Source organism: Peteryoungia rhizophila (assembly GCF_004912145.1).
GTDB lineage: Bacteria > Pseudomonadota > Alphaproteobacteria > Rhizobiales > Rhizobiaceae > Allorhizobium > Allorhizobium rhizophilum.
Genome location: NZ_STGT01000005.1, coordinates 126652 through 146004, shown reverse-complemented (window position 1 = coordinate 146004; position 19353 = coordinate 126652). Strand labels below are relative to the sequence as shown.

Genomic DNA, 19353 nt, shown 5'->3' with positions numbered 1-19353 from the left:
GTGAGGTATGGGCGCGTCTTCAGGGACATCGGTTCTTCTTGCCGCACTCGCGCTATCCCAGGCAGCTTCGGCCGCCGATTGCCGCATTGAGAAATCCACCTATCGCGAAGCTGAAACAGGTGTCGAACTCGTCTTTTCTGCCGCGAGCGGTGAGAACACACCGGTGAGCCATGGTTTCAGTACTGAAATCGGCAAGTTCAAGCTCGATGGCCATGTCATGCTCGATCCCGAAATCGAACGTCCCATCGGTATGCTGATGAACAATTGTCCCGAGGGCGACGTGACCGGCGCAACGATTGCTGCCTGCACCGTGTGGAAGGGTATCGTCTACGGGATCGACGAGGCGACCGGCCATGTCGATCTCCTACCGCCGGAAGGCGCCGACGCGCCCGACGCCCTCCTCCTGCCCGGCTTCGGCCCGGCCATCCTGTCGTCTGCCGTCGGCAAGGATATGGAAGGCGCTCCCTGGGATGTCTTCGAATTCAAGGGATGCGCCTCATGACCAACCGTCCCATCCTTCTCGTCACCGGCGGCAGCCGCGGCATCGGCGCTGCTGTCTGCCGCAAGGCCGCAGCTCAGGGTTATGACCTGCTCGTCAATTATCGCTCGGACAAGGCTGCCGCCGAGGCCGTTGCGTCCGATTGCCGGACGTTTGGCGCCAGGGCCGAGATCGTGCAAGGTGACACAGGCACAGAAGAGGGCGTAGCCTCGATTTTCGCGGCTGTCGACCGCCTCGGACCTCTCCACGGTCTCGTCAACAATGCCGGCGTCGTCGACGTCACGGCGCGAGTCGAGGATTTCGATCGGGCGCGGCTCGACCGGATGTTTGCCGTCAACGTGATCGGCAAGATCCGTTGCGCAACGGAAGCCGTCAAGCGCATGTCGACGAAGCATCGCGGGCAGGGTGGCGTCATCGTCAACATCTCGTCCATGGCCGCTGTCATCGGCAGTTCAGGCCAGTATGTCGATTATGCCGCCGCCAAGGCTGCGGTTGATACCTTTACTGTGGGCTTGTCCCGCGAAGTCGCGACCGAGGGCATCCGGGTCAATGCTGTCAGGCCCGGGATCATCGATACCGAAATTCATGCATCCGGCGGATTGCCGGACAGGGCGCGCGATCTGGCGCCGATCGTTCCGATGCAGCGTCCCGGAACGGCGGACGAAGTGGCCGACAGCGTTCTTTATCTCCTCTCGCCTCAGGCATCCTATGTGACGGGTGCCATCTTGAATGTCAGCGGCGGTCGGTAACCGTCGAAAACGAAGGAAGCTTCCCATGTCTTATGATGTCATCGTTATCGGCTCCGGCCCCGGCGGCTATGTCTGCGCCATCAAGGCGGCCCAGCTCGGCATGAAGGTTGCCGTCGTCGAGAAGCGCGCCACCTATGGCGGCACCTGCCTCAACATCGGCTGCATTCCGTCGAAGGCGCTGCTGCACGCGTCGGAAGTCTTCCACCATGCGGCCCATGGCATGGCCGATCTCGGCGTGGAGGTTGGTGCGCCGACGCTGAACCTCGGCAAGATGATGGCGCACAAGGACGCGACCGTGAAATCGAACGTCGAGGGCGTCGCCTTCCTGTTCAAGAAGAACAAGATCGACGGCATCCAGGGGACGGGCAAGCTCCTCGGAGCCGGCAAGGTTGAAGTCACCAACGACGCGGGCGAAGTCCAGGTTCTCGAAACCAAGAACATCGTCATCGCCACCGGCTCCGACGTCGCCGGCATTCCGGGCGTTGCGGTCGAGATCGACGAAAAGATCATCGTGTCCTCGACCGGCGGTATCGCGCTCGACAAGGTCCCGGCCAAGATGATCGTCGTCGGCGGCGGTGTCATCGGCCTCGAACTCGGCTCGGTCTGGTCGCGCCTCGGTGCAAAGGTGACCGTAGTCGAGTATCTCGACACGATCCTCGGCGGCATGGACGGCGAAGTCTCCAAGCAGTTCCAGCGCATTCTTGCCAAGCAGGGCATCGAGTTCAACCTCGGCGCCAAGGTCACCGGCGTGGTCAAGTCGGGTGAAGGCGCAAAGGTCACCTTCGAACCGGTCAAGGGCGGCGAAGCCCAGACGCTCGACGCCGACGTCGTGCTCGTCGCGACCGGCCGCAAGCCCTACACTGCAGGCCTCGGCCTCGAAGAAGCCGGCGTTGCGCTTGATAACCGTGGCCGCGTCGAGATCGACGGCCATTACCGCACCAATGTTGCCGGCATCTATGCCATCGGCGACGTGGTCAAGGGTCCGATGCTCGCCCACAAGGCGGAAGACGAGGGTGTGGCGCTTGCCGAAATCCTCGCTGGCCAGCATGGCCACGTGAACTACGAGGTCATTCCGGGCGTCGTCTACACCCAGCCGGAAGTCGCCTCTGTCGGCAAGACCGAGGAAGAGCTCAAGGCCGCAGGCGTTGCCTACAAGGTCGGCAAGTTCCCGTTCACGGCGAACGGCCGTGCCCGCGCGATGCTGGCCTCCGATGGCTTCGTCAAGGTTCTCGCTGACAAGGACACCGATCGCGTTCTGGGCGTGCACATCATCGGTCTCGGCGCTGGCGAGATGATCCACGAAGCCGCGGTACTTATGGAATTCGGCGGTTCGTCGGAAGACCTCGGCCGCACCTGCCATGCGCATCCGACCATGTCGGAAGCCGTGAAGGAAGCAGCACTCGCGACCTTCTTCAAGCCGCTGCATATGTGAGCCTGATGACCTGACATAGGTCAATTATTATATTTCGGTAAGATTGAAGGCCGTCGCTTGTGCCTAAAGCGGCGGCCTTTATCATGCGTGGTCAGTGCCTCCCTTTGTTCCTCCCGAAAGGCAAGACCATGGCCCATGTTGCGCCCGCCTCCTATTCCATCCCGCAGAAGGCCCTTCACTGGGTGATCGCCCTGCTCATCCTGTTCAATCTCATCTTCTCTGATACGATGGAGGAGGTTGCCGAAGCCTATGAACGCGGGGAGGTCCCTTCTCCCGACGACCTGTCCTTTGCCAATATCCATGCCTATGCCGGGATCGCCGTGCTCTGTCTCGGGCTTGTTCGCCTCGCGATCCGCCTCACCCGTGGTGCGCCGCCAGCACCAGCCGAGGAGCCGCCGCTCTTGCAACTCGCCGCCAAGCTTGCGCATGGCACCTTCTATGCGCTGTTCTTCCTGATCCCGTTCAGCGGCATCGGCGCCTACTACTTCGGCAACGAGACGGCAGGCTTCGTGCATGGCGGGCCGCTCAAGGTGCTGATGTGGCTTTTGATCGCAGTGCACATCTTGGCGCTTCTGATACACCAGTTCTACTGGAAGACGCCGGTGGCCACGCGCATGACGCGGGGGTGACGGCCAAGGAGGGGCTTGATGGGTATGGTTGTCGAGCAGCGTGTCACGCTTCCACATCCCAACCTCCTTGAAGCCGATTGGGCAGACAGTTACAGCGTCCGCGTTGATCGGTCCAATCTCGATCCTATGGATGTGGCCAGGGATCTTATGGGGCGGGCGCCGCCTTGGGTCGGGGTTCTTCTTAGGATCCGGAACCTGATCGTCGGCTTCTTTGGGTTGAAATCGGCTGAGCTTGAACTGACGAACCAGGACAAGATCGGCGGCTTTCCGGTCATCGGGCATGACGATCAGCATGTGCTGCTCGGTTTTGACGACCGGCATCTCGATTTCCGGATCATCGTGGCGGTCGAGCCGGACGGGGCTGGCCTCCAACACGTCTCGCTAACAACGCTGGTCAAGCGGCACAATCTGTTCGGGCGGATCTACATTCTCGTGATCACGCCCTTCCACAAGCTGATCGTGAAGACTTTCCTGCAACGCTTCGCCGCCTCGAGCGGTCTCAGCCATCGACCCGCGTAACGGTATAGCCCTGTTTCCGGAGCAGTTCGACGAGGCCTTCTTCGCCCGGCAGGTGCAGCGCGCCGACCGCGATGAATGCATTGCCCTTTTCGAGGTGTTTTTTGCTGCCTTCCGCCATCACCAGATTACGATCGCGCACGATCCGGGTCTCGAAGGCGGCATAGGCGCTCTCGTCCTCGCCGGCCTCTGTCGGGGCGACTGCCTTCAGCATGGGCATGGTCATGCCGATCTCACCCGCGAGATAAAGCTCGGTCATGGTCTCGATGACGTCCTCCATCTTGTCGCCGAGCGCGATGGTTTCGATCAGCGCCTTGAAGTGGAAATCGACCGGCAGGTCGGCCATGGCTTCAAGCTGTTCGACAAGGCTTTCGAGACCGGCCACCGGCTTGCCGGCGTTCACGGCATCCTCGGCAATCTGCTTGTCGAGGAAGGAGGCGCCGGCTGCCTTGCGCGACATTTCGCAAGCGGGCAGGGCCACGAAGCTCGCGAGGATCCAGGGCTTCATCTTGGCCACGGCGCCGAGGGCCAGACCCCGTTGTTTCAGGCCTGAAGCCAGCTTTTCCAGATCAGCCGCGCCGAGGTGGTCCTTCACGGACTTGCCGTCCGTGAACATGGTGAGTTCGGGATGCATGAGCAGCGAAGCGGCGGCCTTCTGCTCGTCGAGGATCTCGTCTGATTCGATGACGACCACATCGGCGCCAGCAGCGGCCTCCCGCGCGCCTTTCGGCATGGTAAGCACCCGGGGGTCGGTGACATGCATCGTCCCGAGCAGATGGGACGGCTTCAGGCCCTCTTTCTCGACCTTCCAGAAAATGCCCTGGCCATTCGGCACCTTGGCGGCTTCGGCGCGGATCGATGCGAGCTCATCGGGTCTGTCCTTCTCCATCTCCACGAGCAGGTTCTCACCGTGGCAGGCTATGTCCGACGCGCGGGCCTGGCTGATGGAGAGGAGACTGACGAGCAGTAGGGCGAGAACGACGAGCGGCAGTCCGCCAGCAATCCAGAGAGCGATCTCTGACATCGTAAGTCGCGGCTGGTTCGGCCGCAGCGTGAAAGGGCGGTGCGCGTTCATGTCATCTCCTGTCAGAAGTCCTGAGAATAGGAGAGATCGCCCTCACGTTCGATTAAGGATCTTGGTTAACGCGGGTGAGATCAAGGTGAAGTCAGGCGCGGGGATGGGCGCGGTCGTAGATGTCGAGGAGGCGGGCGCTGTCGACGCCAGTATAGATCTGGGTGGTCGAGAGGCTGGCATGGCCGAGCAGTTCCTGGATGGTCCTCAAGTCCCCGCCGCTGCCCAGAAGGTGTGTGGCGAAGGAATGGCGTAGGGCATGGGGTGTGGCCGAATCCGGCAGGCCGAGTGCCGAGCGCAGCTTCTGCATCTCGCGCTGGATGATCGCCGGCTGAAGCGGCCCACCACGGGCGCCGCGAAAGAGTGGGGCACCGGCCTCCAGATGATAGGGGCAGAGCTTTCGATAGGTCTCGACCGCTTCGGCCACGATCGGAAGCAGCGGTACTAGCCGGGTCTTGCCGCCCTTACCGGTCACCCTCAGGTTCGTCGCCTTTGCGTGGAAGACCTCAGGCGGCAGGCCGAGCGCTTCGGAAATGCGCAGCCCGCAGCCGTAGAGGAGCGAGAGCACTGCTGCATCACGGGCTGCGATCCAGGGCTCTTCATTCATCTGCGTATCGCGACTGACGACACTTAGGGCCTGGCGGCCGCTCAACGGTTTGGGCAGGGATTTCGGTTGCTTCGGCGAGCGGATCGCACTTGCACCCGCCGCATTGACCAGTCCCTTACGCTCCAGATGGCGCAGGAAGGAGCGCAGCCCCGCCAGATGGCGACCGAGCGTTCGCGCGCCGGCCCCGTCCTTGCGGCGATGGGCGAGGAAGCCGCGCAGGTCTGCCGGGCGCAGCGCCTCGATGTCGCGGATCTTCACAGTGCCGCCGACATGGCCCGACAGGAATTGCAGGAACTGGCGGGTATCGCGCTCATAGGCCTCCAGCGTGTTGCCAGCCAACCGACGCTCCGCGCCGAGGCTTTCCAGCCACACGGCCCGTTCGCCGAGGAGTTTTTCGTCTGCCGGGATCAATCGTGCGCCTTTTGCGTTGTTGGATGTTGGCCACCCTGTACACGATGGCGCGGGAGGGTTAACGAAGGACGAAGATCGGGGCTGTCATGATCGGATCACAAATCGCTGCCAGAACCCCTCTGGAACTCTGGCGAGGTATTTGCTGATGCGCCGTTCTCCCGTCTCGACCTTCGCGAGCGTCACCGACACCCTGTCGCTTCTTTCGCACGGCCGCCCCGGACATATCGTCGACACGCTGATTGCCGAGCGTGGGCAAAGGCTCGTCGAGCACCCGCTCTGGCCGGCCATGCGGCCCTTTCTTTACAGCGTGCTGCGTTACGACAAGGCGATCCAGTTCGCCAATGACGTCGCAAACCTACCGGGTCCGCAGGTTTTCGACTATCTGAGTGCTGCTCTCGGCCTCGATATCCAGGTCCGTCATGCTGATCGCATTCCCTCGTCCGGCGGCTTCATCCTGGTCAGCAATCATCCGACGGGTATCGCCGACGGCGTCGCGATGTACGACCTGCTGAAGGATCGTCGTCCCGACATGACCTTCTTCGCCAACCGGGATGCCGTCAGGGTCAATCCGCGACTTGCGGAAATCATCATCCCGGTCGAATGGCGCGAGGAGCACAAGTCGAAGCTCAAGGCGCGCGAAACCCTGAAGCTCACCACGCGGGCCGTGGAAGAGGGGCGCGCCACGGTACTCTTTCCCTCCGGCCGCATCGCCTATTGGGATGAAGGCAAGCTCAACGAGCGGCCCTGGAAGACCTCGGCGATCTCGCTCGCCCGCAAATACAATCTGCCGATCCTGCCGGTGAACATGAGGGCGCGCAATTCCGGCCTCTTCTACTGGTTCGCCCGCTGGTCGACCGAGCTGCGCGACATGACCGTCTTCTACGAGCTTCTCAACAAGCGCGGCGGTCGTTTCGATTTCACCGTCGGCAATCTGATTCCGGTCGAGGCTCTCGACGGTGATCCCGCCGAGGTGACGAAGGCGCTGGAAGACTTCACGGTCCACCGGCTGCCGGCCGATCCCGACCGCAGTTTCTGCTGATCTCGCCCCTTACATAAAGCCTGTTTTCTTTCCGATCCTCAGGGGGCAAGTTGCAGCCCGATGAAGGACGATTCGAAAAGCCTGTTCGGAGAACTGTTCGAGACACCGCGCCGCAAGGTGGTGCCGGTGATCGTGCCCATGCCAGCACCAACCGCCTATAGCTACGCGGTGCCCGATGGGCTGACGGTCGAGCCGGGGGCCATCGTGCAGGTGCCGCTCGGGCCGCGCCAAGTGATCGGTGTGGTCTGGGATGGCGGCGAGGACGGCAAAGTCGATCCCAAGAAGCTTCGGGAAATCACCAAGGTCTTCGATTGCCCGCCGCTCGACAAGGATATGCGGACCTTTCTCGACTGGGTCGCCACCTACACGCTGTCTCCGCCGGGTTACGTGGCGCGCATGGCGCTTCGTGCGCCGGCGGCCCTGGATCCGGAGCCGATGATCGAGGGGTTGCGTTATGCGGGCTACAAGCCGGAGCGCCTGACCCCCGCGCGGCAAAAGGTGCTGGAACTCGCGTCGGATGGTCTGTCCTGGACCAAGAGCGGGTTGGCCCATGCCAGCGGCGTCTCAACGAGCGTCATCGACGGTCTCGTCAAACAGGGCGTGTTCGAACAGGTCTTCCTGCCGCCACCACCCCTGGTCGCGGCCCCTGATCCTGACTATGCGGAGCACCGGCTGGCTGGCCCGCAGAAGGAGGCGGCCGAGGAGATCCTGGACAGCCTGCGCAAGGGCGGCTTCGCCGTTTCCCTGATCGACGGCGTGACGGGTTCGGGCAAGACGGAGGTCTATTTCGAGGCGATCGCCGAGACTTTGAAGCAGGGGAAGCAGGTGCTGATCCTGCTGCCGGAAATCGCGCTTACCGCCAACTTCCTCGAGCGATTCCAGGATCGCTTCGGTTCCAAGCCCGGGGAGTGGCATTCGGATCTCGCGACGCGAACGCGTGAAAAGGTCTGGCGTCAGGTGGCGATCGGCGAGATCCGCGTGGTTGCCGGCGCACGCTCGGCGCTCTTCCTGCCCTTCGAGAACCTCGGCCTCATTATTGTCGACGAAGAGCATGATCCCGCCTTCAAGCAGGAAGACCGCGTCTTCTATAATGCGCGGGACATGGCGGTGGTCAGGGCGCGCATCGCTGGCTTTCCGGTCGTGCTGGTCTCGGCCACGCCGTCCGTCGAGAGCCAGGTCAACTGCATCGCCGGCCGCTACACCCGCATTCATCTGCCGACACGCTTTGCCGATGCCGCGATGCCGGACCTGCATCTCATCGACATGCGGCGTGCTCCACCGGAGCGAGGGGGCTTCCTCTCGCCGATTCTGCTGCGCTCCGTCGGCAAGGCCGTGGAGCGGGGAGAGCAGGCTCTGCTTTTCCTCAATCGACGAGGTTACGCACCGCTCACGCTCTGCCGGGTCTGTGGCCACCGCTTCCAGTGCCCGCAATGTTCGAGTTGGCTCGTGGAGCATCGCTTCCGAGGTCAGATCCAGTGCCACCAGTGCGGCTATCACGAGCCGACGCCGAATGCCTGCCCCGAATGTGGGACGCTCGATCATCTCGTCGCCTGCGGGCCGGGGGTGGAGCGCATCGCGGAAGAGGTGGAAAAACACTTCCCCGAGGCGCGCACGCTGGTGCTGTCCTCGGATATCGGCGGCGTGAAGCGATTGCGACTTGAGCTCGAGGCGATCGCCAATGGCGAGGCAGACATCGTGATCGGCACGCAGCTCGTCGCGAAGGGTCATAACTTCCCGCTGATGACGCTGGTCGGCATCATCGATGCCGATATCGGTCTGTCAAACGGCGACCCCCGGGCTGCCGAACGGACCTTCCAGTTGCTCTCGCAGGTGACGGGCCGTGCCGGCCGCACCGGGCGCAAGAGCCTAGGCCTCCTGCAGACTTTCCAGCCGCTGCATCCCGTCATGCAGGCGATCGTCTCGGGTGATGCGGCCGCTTTCTATGAACGCGAGATCACCGAGCGGGAGCGGGCGCAATTGCCGCCATTTGGTCGGCTTGTCTCGATCATCGTTTCCGCTGATACACGTGCGGAGGCAGAAGGGCATGCGAGAGCGCTCCGCCAGGCCGCGCCGCAGGAAAGCGGGATCATGATCCTCGGACCCGCCGAGGCGCCGCTCGCCCTGATCCGCGGCCGGCACCGCTTCCGACTGCTGGTGCACGGGCGCCGCAACAGCGACATGCAGGCCTTCGTGCGCAGCATGCTGGAGCGTGGCCCGAAAGAGCGGCGCTCGATCCAGGTGCAGGTCGATGTCGATCCGCAGAGCTTCCTTTGAGGCCTAAAACCCTGAAAGTGTCGCGTTGCCCGAAGATTAGGACGCAAAGCCCATACCGCGCCCACCTATTTCGTGCCATAAGCCGCCCGATTTCTTTCATCGCGGGTTGATCCATGGAATTCTATTTTCCCACCGAACTCGGCGAGCAGCTGGCCTTCCTGTCCGCGGCTGCTGCAGCGCTCATCGGATGCTTCGTGCTCTTCGCTCCCGGGCTCACCCTGAAGGCGCTTGGCCTGACCGTTGGCGACGGCCGGCCGGAAGGTCTGGGGGCTGCGCGTTCGGTCGGTGGGCTCATCGTCGGCTTTGCCGGAACGGCACTCCTGCTCGCCCAGCCGACCGTCTATCTCGCCTTCGGAGCAGCCGTTGCGCTGTCTGCATTTGCCCGCATTCTCTCCATCATGTCTGATCATGGCGGCTCATGGCGCAACCTTCTCCTTCTGGTTGTGCAGGCGGTGGTGGCTTCCCTCTCGCTCGCCTATGTCTTTGGTCTGACATGAAGATCGGTCAGGAATTGGATCTTCTAACAATCCCGCCAATTTGACGCAGTTTCGGACAAAAAACGCCCCAAGGCCTTGCTCTCAAGGAGCAAACCGTTAATACGCGTGTTGCGAGTCTAGACCTGCTATGCTAGACGAACCGCGAAATTCGGAAAACGCAAGTGCAACATGCTTGTGTTTTTGGGGAAAAACAAAACGATATCAGGAGCTTGAGAGGCCTTTTTCGAGGTGTCCGGCATCCTGGATCAAGATCAGGGAATTTTTTGCCCGTGGCAGACGCATCCCAAGTGATTTCAGGCGTGGCGGAGCGTTACGCATCGTCGCTTTTCGAGCTCGCGCTCGAAGGCGGTGTGGTTGACGCCGTCGCTGCCGATCTCAACCGTTTCCAGGCGATGATCGACGAGAGCGATGATCTGAAGCGTCTGGTGCGGTCGCCCGTCTTCACAGCCGAAGACCAGGTCAAGGCCATCAGTGCAATCGGCGATAAGGCCGGTTTCAATGCGCTGATGCTGAACTTCCTGAAGGTCGTCGCAAGCAATCGCCGCCTGTTTGCCGTTACCGGCATGGTGGCTGCCTATCGCCTGATTGTCGCCCGTCATAAGGGTGAAATGACGGCTGACGTCACCTCTGCTCACGCCCTCACGGCCGAGCAGGAAACCGAACTGAAAGCGGCGCTGAGGAGTGTCACCGGCAAGGAAGTCTCGATCTCCGTTACGGTCGATCCCTCCCTGCTCGGCGGCCTGATCGTCAAGGTCGGCTCGCGCCAGATCGACACGTCTCTTCGCACCAAACTTTCCACCCTTAAGCTTGCACTGAAAGAGGTTGGCTGATGGATATCCGCGCCGCGGAAATTTCCGCAATTCTGAAAGATCAAATCAAGGACTTCGGCAAAGAGGCGGAAGTCTCGGAAGTTGGCCAGGTTCTGTCCGTCGGTGACGGTATCGCCCGCGTTTACGGCCTCGACAACGTCCAGGCCGGCGAAATGGTGGAGTTTCCGGGCGGCATCCGCGGCATGGCGCTCAACCTTGAAGCCGACAATGTTGGTGTGGTTCTCTTCGGTGCCGACCGTGGCATCAAGGAAGGCGACATCGTCAAGCGGACCGGCGCCATCGTCGACGTTCCGGTTGGTCCGGAACTGCTCGGCCGCGTCGTTGACGCGCTCGGCAACCCGATCGACGGCAAGGGCCCGATCAACGCAACTCGCCGTTCGCGCGTCGACGTGAAGGCTCCGGGCATCATCCCGCGCAAGTCGGTTCATGAGCCGATGTCGACCGGCCTCAAGGCCATCGACGCGCTGATCCCGGTCGGTCGTGGCCAGCGCGAGCTGGTTATCGGTGACCGTCAGACCGGCAAGACCGCCATCATTCTGGACGCCTTCCTCAACCAGAAGGCTGTGCACGACAATGGTCCCGAGAACGAAAAGCTGTACTGCGTCTACGTGGCTATCGGCCAGAAGCGTTCGACTGTTGCCCAGTTCGTCAAGGTTCTCGAAGAACGCGGCGCGCTGCAGTATTCGATCATCATTGCTGCAACGGCTTCCGATCCGGCTCCGATGCAGTACCTGGCACCGTTCGCCGGTTGCGCCATGGGTGAATACTTCCGCGACAACGGCATGCATGCCCTGATCGCCTATGACGACCTGTCCAAGCAGGCTGTCGCTTACCGTCAGATGTCGCTTCTGCTGCGCCGTCCGCCGGGCCGCGAAGCATACCCGGGCGACGTTTTCTACCTGCATTCTCGTCTGCTTGAGCGCGCTGCCAAGATGGGCGACGCTGCTGGCGCCGGCTCGCTGACCGCTCTGCCGGTCATCGAAACCCAGGGTAACGACGTTTCGGCCTTCATTCCGACGAACGTGATCTCGATCACCGACGGCCAGATCTTCCTCGAAACCGACCTGTTCTACCAGGGCATCCGTCCGGCCGTTAACGTCGGTCTGTCTGTTTCGCGCGTCGGTTCTGCCGCGCAGATCAAGGCGATGAAGCAGGTTGCTGGCTCGATCAAGGGCGAGCTCGCCCAGTATCGCGAAATGGCCGCCTTCGCCCAGTTCGGTTCCGACCTTGACGCCGCCACCCAGCGCCTGCTGAACCGTGGTGCCCGTCTGACGGAACTCCTGAAGCAGCCGCAGTTCTCTCCGCTCAAGACGGAAGAGCAGGTCGCGGTTATCTTCGCTGGCGTGAACGGCTACCTGGACAAGATCCCGGTTTCCGACGTTGGCAAGTTCGAGCAGGGCTTCCTCGCCTACCTCCGTTCGGAAGGCAAGGCGATCCTCGACTCGATCCGCACCGATAAGGCGATCAGCGACGACACCAAGGGCAAGCTCAAGGCCGCCCTCGACAGCTTCGTGAAGAACTTCGCCTAATTCAGGCTCAAGCCAAGGACGGATAACGGATGCCTTCACTTAAGGATCTGAAAAACCGGATCGCCTCCGTCAAGGCGACGCAGAAGATCACCAAGGCGATGAAGATGGTCGCCGCGGCGAAGCTGCGTCGTGCACAGGAAGCGGCCGAGGCTGCCCGCCCGTACTCGCAGCGCATGGGTGTCGTCCTGGCCAACATCGCGCAGGCCGTGGGTTCGGACGACAGCGCACCGCGCCTGATGACGGGCACCGGCAAGGACGACGTGCATTTGCTCGTCGTCTGCACGGCCGAACGTGGTCTGTGTGGCGGTTTCAACTCGTCGATCGCGCGTTTCGCCCGTGACCATGCGCGGAAGCTCCTGGCGCAGGGCAAGACGGTCAAGATCTTCTGCGTCGGCAAGAAGGGTTATGACAGTCTGCGTCGTGAATTCGCCGGCATGATCGTCGAGCGTGCGGATCTGCGCGAAGTGAAGCGTATCGGCTTCACCAATGCGGATGCGATCGGTCGCAAGGTCATCGGCATGTTCGATCGCGGCGAGTTCGATGTCTGCACGCTGTTCTATTCCGAGTTCAAGTCGGTGATCAGCCAGATCCCGACCGCTCAGCAGATCATCCCGGCCGCTCCGGCCGAGGCTGCTCCGCAGGGTGGCGCGTCTGCGCTCTACGAATACGAGCCGGATGCGGCCGGGATCCTCGAAGATCTCATCCCGCGCAATATCTCGGTTCAGATTTTCCGGGCCCTGCTCGAAAACGTCGCTGGTGAAATGGGCGCCAAGATGAGCGCCATGGACAATGCGACGCGCAATGCCGGTGAGATGATCAACAAATTGACGCTTTCGTACAACCGCCAGCGTCAGGCGCAGATCACCAAGGAACTCATTGAAATCATTTCGGGCGCGGAAGCGCTCTGAGGTTAAGGAAAGAGGGTAAGATAAATGGCTAAGGCAGCTACCCCCAAGTCTAAGGCGGTGAAGTCCGCAGCCGGTGCTCTCGGCAAGGTCACGCAGGTCATCGGCGCCGTCGTCGACGTCGCATTCGAAGGCGAACTGCCCCCGATCCTGAATGCGCTGGAAACCGACAACGGCGGCAACCGCCTCGTTCTCGAAGTCGCGCAGCACCTCGGCGAAAACCAGGTCCGCACGATCGCCATGGACTCGACCGAAGGTCTCGTCCGCGGCCAGCCGGTCACCGACACGGGCGCTCCGATCACCGTTCCGGTCGGTCCGGAAACGCTCGGCCGCATCATGAACGTCATCGGCGAGCCGGTTGACGAAGCCGGTCCGCTGGTCACCGAAGGTCGTCGCGCCATCCACCAGGAAGCGCCGTCCTACGTCGAGCAGTCGACGGAATCGCAGATCCTCGTCACCGGCATCAAGGTCGTCGACCTGCTCGCACCTTACGCAAAGGGCGGCAAGATCGGCCTGTTCGGCGGCGCCGGCGTTGGCAAGACCGTTCTGATCATGGAACTGATCAACAACGTCGCGAAGGCACACGGCGGTTACTCCGTGTTTGCAGGCGTGGGTGAACGTACCCGCGAAGGCAACGACCTTTACCACGAAATGATCGAATCGGGCGTCAACAAGCATGGCGGCGGCGAAGGCTCCAAGGCTGCGCTCGTTTACGGCCAGATGAACGAACCGCCGGGCGCCCGCGCTCGCGTCGCTCTGACCGGTCTGACGATCGCTGAAGACTTCCGCGACAAGGGCCAGGACGTTCTGTTCTTCGTCGACAACATCTTCCGCTTCACCCAGGCAGGTTCGGAAGTGTCCGCTCTGCTCGGCCGTATTCCGTCGGCCGTTGGTTATCAGCCGACGCTTGCCACCGACATGGGCCAGATGCAGGAACGCATCACGACCACGACCAAGGGCTCGATCACCTCGGTTCAGGCCATCTACGTTCCCGCCGACGACTTGACCGACCCGGCTCCGGCCACCTCGTTCGCCCATCTGGACGCAACGACCGTTCTGTCGCGCTCGATCGCCGAAAAGGGTATTTACCCGGCCGTTGACCCGCTCGACTCCACGTCGCGCATGTTGGACCCGATGGTTGTCGGTGAAGAGCACTACGAAGTGGCCCGTCGCGTTCAGACGACACTGCAGCGTTACAAGTCGCTGCAGGACATCATCGCCATCCTCGGCATGGACGAACTGTCCGAAGAGGACAAGGTGACGGTTGCCCGCGCCCGTAAGATCGAGCGCTTCCTCAGCCAGCCGTTCTTCGTCGCCGAAATCTTCACCGGTTCGCCGGGCAAGCTGGTTGCGCTCGAAGACACGATCAAGGGCTTCAAGGGCCTGGTCAATGGCGAATACGACCACCTTCCGGAAGCCGCCTTCTACATGGTCGGCTCGATGGAAGAAGCGATCGAAAAGGCCAAGCGCCTGGCTGCCGAAGCCGCCTAAGTACAGGGAATGCCGGCACGCGGGATCACCCGCGCGCCGCTCCATCCTTCATCAGAGAAGTGAACGACCATGGCCGACAATTTCAACTTTGAGCTCGTTTCGCCCGAGCGTCTTCTGCTCTCCGAACAGGTGATCGAAGTCGTCATTCCGGCAACGGAAGGCGAAATGACCGTCATGGCCAATCATGCGCCGACCATGACGACGATCAAGCCGGGCGTGGTGACCGTGAAGCTCGCCTCCGGTCAGGTTACCAAATACGTGGTCTTCGGTGGTTTCGCCGACGTCCTGCCGACGGGCTGCACGCTGCTGGCCGAGTCCGCTGTTCCCCTTTCGGAGATCGCGCCTGACACGCTGACCAAGCGGATCGACGAAGCCCGCAAGGAGCTGGAAGGCGTCGAGCATCACGAACACCGCACCAAGCTCGAGCAGTATCTCTCTGAGCTCACCAACCTGAACGGCGTCCTCGTCGCTGCCTGATTGGCTGATCACGAATTGCGTAATTAAAGCCGGGCCCTTGGGTCCGGCTTTTTTCATGCCCTGACGTCAGGCGGAAGCAGCGTCTTCCAGGATCATTGCCGCACCCTTTTCCGCGACCATCATCGTCGGTGCATTGATGTTGCCAGCCGTGATGTTGGGGAAGATCGAGGCATCGACGATGCGCAGGCCCGGCACGCCATGCACCTTCAGGCGCGCATTGACCACGGTCTCGAGGGGATCGGTGCCCATCGCGCAGGTCCCGCACAGGTGATAGATAGAGCCGCTGTTGAGACGAAAATAGTCGAGCAGCTTGGCATCCGTATCCGCAGCCTTTGACGGGGAGACCTCTTCCTCTACCCATCCGGCGAGCGCGTTCGCATCTGCAATCCGGCGCATGAGTCGGCTACCCTGCAAGACCTCCTCCACATCGCGATCTGTCGAAAGATAGTTCGGCCGGATCAATGGAGCGTCCGCTGCATCAGGCGAGGCGATCGTGATCGTGCCCTTACTCGTCGGCCGACAGGGATTAAAGGCGATCAAAAAGCCTGGATAGGGTTCCGGCGTCAGTCCCGCACGCGGATTGTCCGGAATGCGGTAGGACAGCGGGTTGAAGTAGACTTGGATATTGGGCCGCGCCTCCTCGGGCGACCCGCGAAAGAAGCCGCCGGCCTGGTTGACGCTCATCGCGAAGGGGCCGCTGCGTTTCAGGAGCCAGGTCAGTCCGAAGCGGGCCTGGCCGATGAGGCTTGCGAACTCGCCGTTCAGCGTCGGCTGTTTCGAGCGGTAATAGAAGCTGGCGCAGAGATGATCCTGCAGATTTTTGCCAACGGCCGGCAAATGTTTGCGGGTCTCGATTCCATGGCCAAACAGCGCGGACCCATCCCCGAAACCGGAGAGTTGCATGAGTTTCGGTGTATCGACGGCGCCGGCAGCGAGGATGACCTCCCGACGGGCAGTAAAGCTGCGCAAACGGCCATGCTGCATCACTTCCACGCCGGCGACCCTGCCATCCTGATCCACCAGCAGGCGGCGCGCATGGGCTTGGAGCTCGATGGTGAGGTTCGGTCGCTTCAGGGCGGGGCGCAGATATTCCGCGCTGGAATGGGAGCGCTGGCCGCGCCTTGTGTTGACGTCGTAGACGCCGGCGCCCTCGATAGTCGAGCCGTTGAAATCTTCGTTGAGCGGAATGCGCAGTTCGTCACAGGCGGCGAGGAAGGCGTCACTGCAGGCATGTGTTGATCCGCGCATTGGCGTCACCTGGATCGGTCCACTTCCGCCATGCCAGGTGCTCTCTCCTCGGGCATGGGTTTCCAGCTTGCGGAAGTAGGGCAGCACGTCGTCAAAGCCCCAGCCGGGATTTCCGGCGGTCCGCCAGTCGTCGAAGTCCTCTGCGGCACCCCGCACGAAAACCATGGCGTTGATCGAGCCGGAGCCGCCCTGCACCTTGCCGCGCGGGGCATAAATGCGGCGGCCGCCGAGGTTTGCCTCCGGTTCGGTGCGGTACATCCAGTTGACCTTGGGATTGTAGTAGCTCTTGGCGTAGCCGACCGGGATCTTGAACCAGAAGGACTTGTCTTCTCCGCCTGCCTCGATGAGCAGCACGGAATGGCGCCCGCTTTCGCTCAGGCGACTTGCCACGATGCAGCCTGCCGAGCCTGCACCGACCACGATGAAATCGAAGATCATCGGGTGTCCCTCAGCCCTTGGCCGGCATGAAGTCTTTCACGTCGGCATGCTCCGCTGCCATCTGCAAGTGCAGCCTGTCGCCGGTATAGGGCGTGTGCCTCGCGATGACGTCGTGGTTCAATTCGATGCCAAGCCCCGGTTCGCGCGAAGGAATGAGATAGCCGTCGTCGAAGCCGATCTTCGTCTTCAGCACCTCGGCATGGAAGCCGCCGAAATCCATGATCGCCTCATGGATGAGGAAGTTCGGACAGGTCGCTGCCAGCTGGATCGAGGCGGCTGCCCCGACCGGGCCGTTATAGAGGTGCGGCGCGATCTGCGCATAAAAGGCCTCGGCCATCCCGGCGATCTTCTTCGCCTCCAGCAAGCCGCCGACGCGAGCGACATTCATCTGCAGGATGGAGGCAGAGCCATGCTGCAATACTCTCTGGAATTCATACTTTGTCGTTAGCCGCTCGCCCGTCGAGACGGGGATCGATGTGGCGCGCGCGACTTCCGCCATGGCGGCTTCCTGGCCGGGCGGTACCGGCTCCTCGAACCAGAGCGGATCATACTTTTCGAGCCGCTTGGCGAGACGGATCGCCGACGACGGCACCATCTGGCCGTGGGTTCCGAAGAGGATGTCGGCGCGGTTGCCGATCGCATCGCGGATCTTCCGGCAAAACTCTTCGCAACGATCCATGACGGGAAGCGAGAGCTGGTGACCGGAATAATTGGTGTAGGGGCCCGCCGGATCGAATTTCAGCCCGGTAAAGCCGGCCTCGACCATGCGGATCGCCTCTTCGGCGGCGAGATCCGGATCGTTGTAGTCGTATTCGCCTGATGCGTTTTTCGGGTAGAGATAGGTATAGGCGCGCAGCTTGTCATGGACCGGGCCGCCGAGCAGATCGGCCACCGGCCGTCCCGCCGCCTTGCCGATGATGTCCCAGCAGGCGATTTCGAGACCGGAGATGATCCCGACCATGGTCGGGTCGGGTCGTTGTGTAAAGCCGCTCGAATAGGCCGCACGCCAGAAGCGTTCGATCTGGTGCGGATCGTGACCCTCCAGATAGCGGGTGAAGACGTCTTCGACCAGGACGGCGATGCCGGAGGGGTGGAAGGCGGTCGAATAGATTTCGCCGACGCCCTTTATGCCGCAGGCCGTCTCCAGCTCGACGAAGATCCAGTACATGCCGCCGATCTGCGGCGCGGGCGTTGCGACAACGTGTGTCTTGAGCGAAGCGACTTTCATGGATGCCCCCTTGGTGCCGCGATATGGTCAGTGCTTGAGGATGACGAGGCGCGTCTGGGTAAATTCCAGCATGCCGTGCTTGCCGTCGTCGCCGCCGAGGCCGGAGCGCTTCCAGCCGGCGTGGTAGCCCTGGTAGGGGTCGGCCGGGAAGCGGTTGATGTAGAGCTCGCCCGCCTCGATCTCGTTCGCGGCCTTCATCACCTTGCGGTAGTTCTCGGTAAAGACGACCGAGGCGAGGCCGAACTGGTGGTCGCTCGCCATGGCAAGCGCCTCGTCGAAATCGGTATAGGGGATGACGGCGAGGACCGGTCCGAAGACCTCCTCCTGGACGATCTCCATGTCCTGGCGGCAGTCGGAGAGCAGTGTTGGCGGATAGAAATAGCCATCATCAGGTGGCAGGAAGCCGCCCGTCTCGATGACGGCGCCATCGGCCTTGGCCCGTTCCACCATGTGATGGACGCGCAGACGGGCTGCGGCATTGGCCAGCGGTCCCATGCGGGTCGGATCCTCGGCGCGATCGCCATAATGGCGGCGCTCGAAGGCGTCCTTGAGCTTGGCGAGAAGCGTTCCATGCACGGAGGCATGCACGTAAAGCCGCTCGACGGAGGTGCAGACCTGGCCGCAATGGGCCGTCTTGGCGGCGAGCACGCTTTTCGTCACCACATCGAGATCGGTATCCGGTTCCACGATCACGGGCGTCTTGCCGCCGAGTTCCAGCGAGGGCTTTGCGATATTGGCCTTGCAGTAGTCCAGAACCGTCTGGCCTGCGGCTACGCTGCCGGTCAGGGTGATCATCCCGACTTCGCGGCGGGTGGACATGACCTGGGCCACCTCATGGCTCATGGCCATGATGCTGACGAGGCCTGCGGGAAGATCTGCCTCCTTGATCGCTTCAGCAAAGACGAAGGCCGAAGTCGGCGTGTTGTTGCTGGGACGGACGACCACGGCATTGCCGGTGATCAGGGCCGGCGCAATCTTGCGCACCAGCGTGTAGATCGGGAAGTTGAAGGGGATCAGGCAGGCGACGACGCCGATCGGTGCCCGCTTCAGCATCAGCGTCTCATCCGGCGTGTCGCTCTCGATCACCTCGCCCTCGACCCGGCGTGCCCATTCGGCATGGTAGCGCATCAACTCAACACCGTAGCCGGTTTCGGCCACGGCATCGTCAAGGCTCTTGCCGGATTCCAGCGCCAGGGCCGCACCGATCTTCTGCTGATGCCTTTCGACGGCGTCGGCGAGCCTGCGCAGCGCATTGCCCCGCTCAATGGCCGGCAGACGGCCCCAGGGTTTCTGGGCAACAGCGGCAGCGTCCACCGCCTCGATGACATCGGCTTCCGTTGCCGAGGTGACCGATGCAAAAACCCGACCATTGGCGGGGTTTTTCACCTCGATCGTCTGGCGTGGCCCCGTCTCGCGAAACGATCCGGCAATGAAGTTCTGGAAGGTGGACATGGCAGGCGCTCCGGCAACGGACAGTACCTC

At 62.2% G+C, this 19353-nt stretch carries 18 protein-coding genes; 13 read left to right on the top strand and 5 right to left on the bottom strand.

The window, feature by feature from the left end:
• The first annotated feature begins 7 nt into the window (after positions 1-7).
• From E9677_RS19730 to E9677_RS19710, 5 genes are all read left to right on the top strand, one after another.
• Positions 8-502, top strand: coding sequence for a hypothetical protein (locus E9677_RS19730; protein ID WP_136559776.1), 495 nt, complete (start codon positions 8-10; stop codon positions 500-502).
• A complete protein-coding gene (locus E9677_RS19725) occupies positions 499-1248 on the top strand; it encodes an SDR family oxidoreductase (RefSeq protein ID WP_136559775.1) in 750 nt (249 codons plus the stop codon). The genes E9677_RS19730 and E9677_RS19725 overlap by 4 nt, the downstream gene beginning before the upstream one ends.
• Positions 1249-1273: 25 nt before the next feature.
• Positions 1274-2680, top strand: a complete 1407-nt coding sequence (gene lpdA, locus E9677_RS19720; RefSeq protein WP_136559774.1) for a dihydrolipoyl dehydrogenase — start codon at positions 1274-1276, stop codon at positions 2678-2680.
• Positions 2681-2808: 128 nt separating this feature from the next.
• On the top strand, positions 2809-3309 hold the full coding sequence (locus E9677_RS19715) for a cytochrome b (protein ID WP_136559773.1): 501 nt from the start codon (positions 2809-2811) through the stop codon (positions 3307-3309).
• A gap of 18 nt (positions 3310-3327) precedes the next feature.
• A complete protein-coding gene (locus tag E9677_RS19710; protein ID WP_136559772.1) occupies positions 3328-3828 on the top strand; it encodes a DUF2867 domain-containing protein in 501 nt (166 codons plus the stop codon).
• Here E9677_RS19710 and E9677_RS19705 read toward each other — a convergent pair.
• Together E9677_RS19705 and E9677_RS19700 are read right to left on the bottom strand one after the other, a co-directional pair.
• A complete protein-coding gene (locus tag E9677_RS19705) occupies positions 3809-4900 on the bottom strand; it encodes a TraB/GumN family protein (protein WP_136559771.1) in 1092 nt (363 codons plus the stop codon). The genes E9677_RS19710 and E9677_RS19705 overlap by 20 nt on opposite strands.
• Positions 4901-4991: 91 nt before the next feature.
• Complete coding sequence (locus E9677_RS19700; RefSeq protein WP_136559770.1) at positions 4992-5915, bottom strand: tyrosine recombinase XerC; 924 nt, start codon at positions 5913-5915, stop codon at positions 4992-4994.
• A 142-nt stretch (positions 5916-6057) separates the two neighbouring features.
• On the opposite strand from E9677_RS19700, the gene E9677_RS19695 reads away from it, so the two are divergent.
• The 8 genes from E9677_RS19695 to E9677_RS19660 all read left to right on the top strand — a co-directional run bounded on the left by E9677_RS19695 (position 6058) and on the right by E9677_RS19660 (position 14957).
• A complete protein-coding gene (locus E9677_RS19695) occupies positions 6058-6954 on the top strand; it encodes a GNAT family N-acetyltransferase (protein ID WP_408014759.1) in 897 nt (298 codons plus the stop codon).
• Positions 6955-7014: 60 nt separating this feature from the next.
• Entirely contained in the window at positions 7015-9228 is a 2214-nt protein-coding gene (locus E9677_RS19690) for a primosomal protein N' (RefSeq protein ID WP_136559768.1), read from the top strand.
• Positions 9229-9341: 113 nt separating this feature from the next.
• A complete protein-coding gene (locus tag E9677_RS19685; RefSeq protein ID WP_136559767.1) occupies positions 9342-9725 on the top strand; it encodes an AGROH133_08824 family phage infection protein in 384 nt (127 codons plus the stop codon).
• Between the two features lie 263 nt (positions 9726-9988).
• Positions 9989-10555, top strand: coding sequence for a F0F1 ATP synthase subunit delta (locus E9677_RS19680; RefSeq protein WP_136559766.1), 567 nt, complete (start codon positions 9989-9991; stop codon positions 10553-10555).
• Positions 10555-12084: a F0F1 ATP synthase subunit alpha gene (gene atpA, locus E9677_RS19675; protein ID WP_136559765.1), complete on the top strand. Its 1530-nt coding sequence runs from the start codon at positions 10555-10557 to the stop codon at positions 12082-12084. Before E9677_RS19680 ends, atpA begins: the two co-directional genes overlap by 1 nt.
• Positions 12085-12113: 29 nt before the next feature.
• Positions 12114-12992, top strand: coding sequence for a F0F1 ATP synthase subunit gamma (locus E9677_RS19670; protein ID WP_136559764.1), 879 nt, complete (start codon positions 12114-12116; stop codon positions 12990-12992).
• Between the two features lie 24 nt (positions 12993-13016).
• The gene (atpD, locus tag E9677_RS19665) at positions 13017-14480 is read left to right on the top strand and encodes a F0F1 ATP synthase subunit beta (protein ID WP_136559763.1); all 1464 of its coding nucleotides are present in this window, start codon (positions 13017-13019) and stop codon (positions 14478-14480) included.
• A gap of 69 nt (positions 14481-14549) precedes the next feature.
• Complete coding sequence (locus E9677_RS19660) at positions 14550-14957, top strand: F0F1 ATP synthase subunit epsilon (protein ID WP_136559762.1); 408 nt, start codon at positions 14550-14552, stop codon at positions 14955-14957.
• A gap of 66 nt (positions 14958-15023) precedes the next feature.
• Here the strand turns inward: E9677_RS19660 and E9677_RS19655 are convergent, their stop codons facing one another.
• The 3 genes from E9677_RS19655 to aldA are packed head-to-tail and all read right to left on the bottom strand — an operon-like array spanning position 15024 to position 19323.
• On the bottom strand, positions 15024-16643 hold the full coding sequence (locus E9677_RS19655; RefSeq protein WP_136559761.1) for a GMC family oxidoreductase: 1620 nt from the start codon (positions 16641-16643) through the stop codon (positions 15024-15026).
• A gap of 10 nt (positions 16644-16653) precedes the next feature.
• Positions 16654-17871: a mandelate racemase/muconate lactonizing enzyme family protein gene (locus tag E9677_RS19650; protein WP_136559760.1), complete on the bottom strand. Its 1218-nt coding sequence runs from the start codon at positions 17869-17871 to the stop codon at positions 16654-16656.
• 27 nt (positions 17872-17898) lie between these two features.
• Positions 17899-19323: an aldehyde dehydrogenase gene (gene aldA / locus E9677_RS19645; protein ID WP_136559759.1), complete on the bottom strand. Its 1425-nt coding sequence runs from the start codon at positions 19321-19323 to the stop codon at positions 17899-17901.
• Positions 19324-19353 lie beyond the last annotated feature (30 nt).